The following is a 2,831-nucleotide window of genomic DNA, read 5'->3' on the forward strand; positions in this document are numbered from 1 at the left end:
CTGCCAAGCCGAGCCAAATATCGACAGCTTACTGCCTTGGAATATTAAACCCTAGGTGGTGATCACCGGACGTTTACCTTTAACATGGGAAACCGCTCAACGAAATGATTATTTAATACTATTAGTTAATACGTTCCATCAATTAGCTGATGAACCTGTGTTAGTAGTTAATTGCGATTATTTAAGAGAAGGTTACAGAAAACGCCCTCAAGGTGGTTACGTAGTTTATTATAAAAAGCACAAAACAAATCAAATTTTGATTGTAAGAATGTTACACAAAAGTGTGGGTGTTAATCGCGCGCTCTGAAAAATATAAGGCCGCATTCAGAGGCTAGAGGCTAAAAATAGTGATGCACGAACAAAAGCTAACTTGGTTTTGTCCTGTTTAAATGCCCTATACGTTTAAACACAAGCAACCAGAGTACTGGTAGCAATATAATTTCCAAAAATACACCGACAGAACCAATATCACCATAAACAAGTGTCGTTTTAAAAAAACGAACAAAACCATTAGGATCAAGCGGTATATAATTTATGTTACCGTGAAAAAGCATAGAAACTAAAATAACAATAGAAATACTTAACCACTTTTTACTTGGTTCATAACTATGAACGAGAAATGCTGGGATCAAAGCAGCTAAGCCAATACCAACAAAATTTTGAGCGATATGGTAAAAATCAAAATTATCTTTCCATTGAAACCACCAAAATATTTTACCCGCAGCAGCAATCCCTATTGCGGAAATTGTCAGTGCATAATAACAAGTGGCTATACACATACTTAGTAAGATTAATTTTAGGTAATTCATACAATATCCTTAAGAAGCGTATTACGCCTCGTTAAGAGGCAAATAATATGTTGGCTAAAATTGCGAGGAACGAGCACTAGCCAACTGTTTAGCAGTGTCCGTTTAAGCAACTTGTATGGATAATAACTTCACCAAATTAGCAAGAACCGCCTAAGATCTTGTTCTTGACGCATAACGTGCAATATAAAAACCTTGTTCCCATCAATTTTATAAAATACTCGACATGGCTTTATTATTAGCTCCCTGTAATTAAGGGTCGGTATTTCCAAAGGAACTTTTCCCGATTCGGGGTGTACTTCTAGCCTTTCTATTTTACTAAATACAGTTTGAACTAGTTTTTTCGCAGCAACCAAATTAGCCACTGCAATGTATTCAGCAATTTCATCAAGCTTATTAAGAGCTGGTTGTGTCCAAACTATTTCAGCCATTTATTCATTTGCTCTTTAGCCTGCGTATTTGAAACGACTTGCTCATTTCTAATTGCCTGCTCTCCTCGAGCGATTCCTTCCAATATCGACATACGCTTTTGCATCATTTCAAAATCATCAACATCGACCAAATATGCAGATGGCTGACCATGCTCAGTAATTAAAACTGGTTCTTTAGAAGAATGGAGATCTGCCAATATTTTAGTGGCCTGCCTCTTTAAGGTTGTAACTAATTCTACTTTCATAATCGAACTCTTAACAGGGGTGAGTGCCACTATAGTATCACTGAAAGCAAAACTTTCAACTGTATAGCTAACGCCCAAATAATGGGCGGATTAGCTTGGCTAAAATGTGAAGCGGAGCGAAACCTAGCCAACTGTTAGCAGTCCCGCTTAATTTTCTTTTTATATTTCAGTTGCTTCTTTGGTCTGCAAGAAATGCCGCATACTCAGATCTAGCTTTACTATCAGGTTTTATACCTTTAGATTCACACCAGCTAACAAGCTTACTAATTTTGATAGATATCTTTTTAACTTGCTCGCCATTAGCCCTAAGTTCACCAATAGCATTTTCAGCATTATGTCGCCATTCTTGATAAGTATCATCTAGCGTAGTTGGATCATCTACTGTTTCTTTTAAACACTTCCATTCTTCAGGCTGAAACCATGCGAAAGAATAAACTATTTGTTGTTCACTCATGCTTGAATACTCCGTGAAATATAACGCCTAGCTAAGAGGACAATAATGATTGGCTATAATCGCGGAGCGATGGCCAACTGTTATTTTTCCTTTTGAGCAACTTATATTTTTTATGCCACTGTAAAATTTACTGCATGAACATTTGTTAAATTAATTTGCTGTTTAGCATGCCAAAGATCATAGTTATCTTGCATTGCTAACCAACTCTCAGGGGTTCTGCCAATTGCTTTAGACAAACGAAGTGCCATTTCTGGTGAGATAGCACTTTGCCCTTTTAGAACCCTATTTAAAGTAGATGATGCTACATCTAGTTGTTTTGCCAAATAACGACAGCTAAAGCCTGCTGGCTCTAGATATACGTCATAAATAAACTCTCCAGGGTGTGGCGGGTTATGCATAGTCATTAGTGATAGTCCTCATAGTTGAGAATATATGCATTACCATCGATGAATTCAAAAGTAATGCGCCAGTTACCATTTACTGTAATAGACCAAATCCCATCACGATCCCCTTTTAATGGGTGCAATTTAAAACCGGGTAAATTGATATCATCAATTTCTTGAGCGGTATCTATTGCGGTCAGTTGCATACGTAATTTACGTTGATGTTTTGCCTGAATACCTGAAATACTTCCAGTTTGGAAGTATTTCTTAAGGCCTTTGTGTTTAAAAGATTTAATCATGCAACAAGTGTAGCGTGATGCGCATCAGTTGTCGATAAGAATATAACGCCTCGTTAAGAGGCAAATAATATGTTGGCTAAAATAGGCGACGCAGGAGCAAAAGCCAACTGTTATTTGTCCCGCTTGAACAGCTTGATACTTATTGAACCTTCTCCCCGAAGTTTAGCTTTTAGCTAAACTTCAAGGCGACCAAACCAAAAGGAGAAAGCTCAA

Annotated in this window: 7 protein-coding genes; 1 reads left to right on the top strand and 6 read right to left on the bottom strand. The window is 37.4% G+C overall.

All coding sequences use genetic code 11. The features are described from left to right. Positions 1-58 precede the first annotated feature (58 nt). Positions 59-307 (top strand): type II toxin-antitoxin system RelE/ParE family toxin, encoded by a 249-nt coding sequence (locus Q4575_RS19535; RefSeq protein WP_303523926.1) that lies wholly within the window; start codon positions 59-61, stop codon positions 305-307. A 58-nt stretch (positions 308-365) separates the two neighbouring features. Here Q4575_RS19535 and Q4575_RS19540 read toward each other — a convergent pair whose 3' ends face one another. The 6 genes from Q4575_RS19540 to Q4575_RS19565 all read right to left on the bottom strand — a co-directional run bounded on the left by Q4575_RS19540 (position 366) and on the right by Q4575_RS19565 (position 2,618). After that, positions 366-809 (bottom strand): hypothetical protein, encoded by a 444-nt coding sequence (locus Q4575_RS19540; RefSeq protein WP_215963067.1) that lies wholly within the window; start codon positions 807-809, stop codon positions 366-368. Positions 810-937: 128 nt separating this feature from the next. Continuing rightward, the gene (locus Q4575_RS19545) at positions 938-1,237 is read right to left on the bottom strand and encodes a type II toxin-antitoxin system RelE/ParE family toxin (protein WP_303523925.1); all 300 of its coding nucleotides are present in this window, start codon (positions 1,235-1,237) and stop codon (positions 938-940) included. Beyond that, a complete protein-coding gene (locus Q4575_RS19550; RefSeq protein WP_215963065.1) occupies positions 1,225-1,482 on the bottom strand; it encodes a type II toxin-antitoxin system Phd/YefM family antitoxin in 258 nt (85 codons plus the stop codon). The genes Q4575_RS19545 and Q4575_RS19550 overlap by 13 nt, the downstream gene beginning before the upstream one ends. Before the next feature lie 166 nt (positions 1,483-1,648). Then, positions 1,649-1,936 (bottom strand): hypothetical protein, encoded by a 288-nt coding sequence (locus Q4575_RS19555; protein ID WP_272179482.1) that lies wholly within the window; start codon positions 1,934-1,936, stop codon positions 1,649-1,651. A 110-nt stretch (positions 1,937-2,046) separates the two neighbouring features. Then, positions 2,047-2,340 (bottom strand): HigA family addiction module antitoxin, encoded by a 294-nt coding sequence (locus tag Q4575_RS19560; RefSeq protein ID WP_215963063.1) that lies wholly within the window; start codon positions 2,338-2,340, stop codon positions 2,047-2,049. Then, a complete protein-coding gene (locus Q4575_RS19565) occupies positions 2,340-2,618 on the bottom strand; it encodes a type II toxin-antitoxin system RelE/ParE family toxin (protein WP_272179480.1) in 279 nt (92 codons plus the stop codon). The genes Q4575_RS19560 and Q4575_RS19565 overlap by 1 nt, the downstream gene beginning before the upstream one ends. Positions 2,619-2,831 lie beyond the last annotated feature (213 nt).

The organism is Psychrosphaera sp. 1_MG-2023, from assembly GCF_030548245.1.
Lineage (GTDB): Bacteria > Pseudomonadota > Gammaproteobacteria > Enterobacterales > Alteromonadaceae > Psychrosphaera > Psychrosphaera algicola.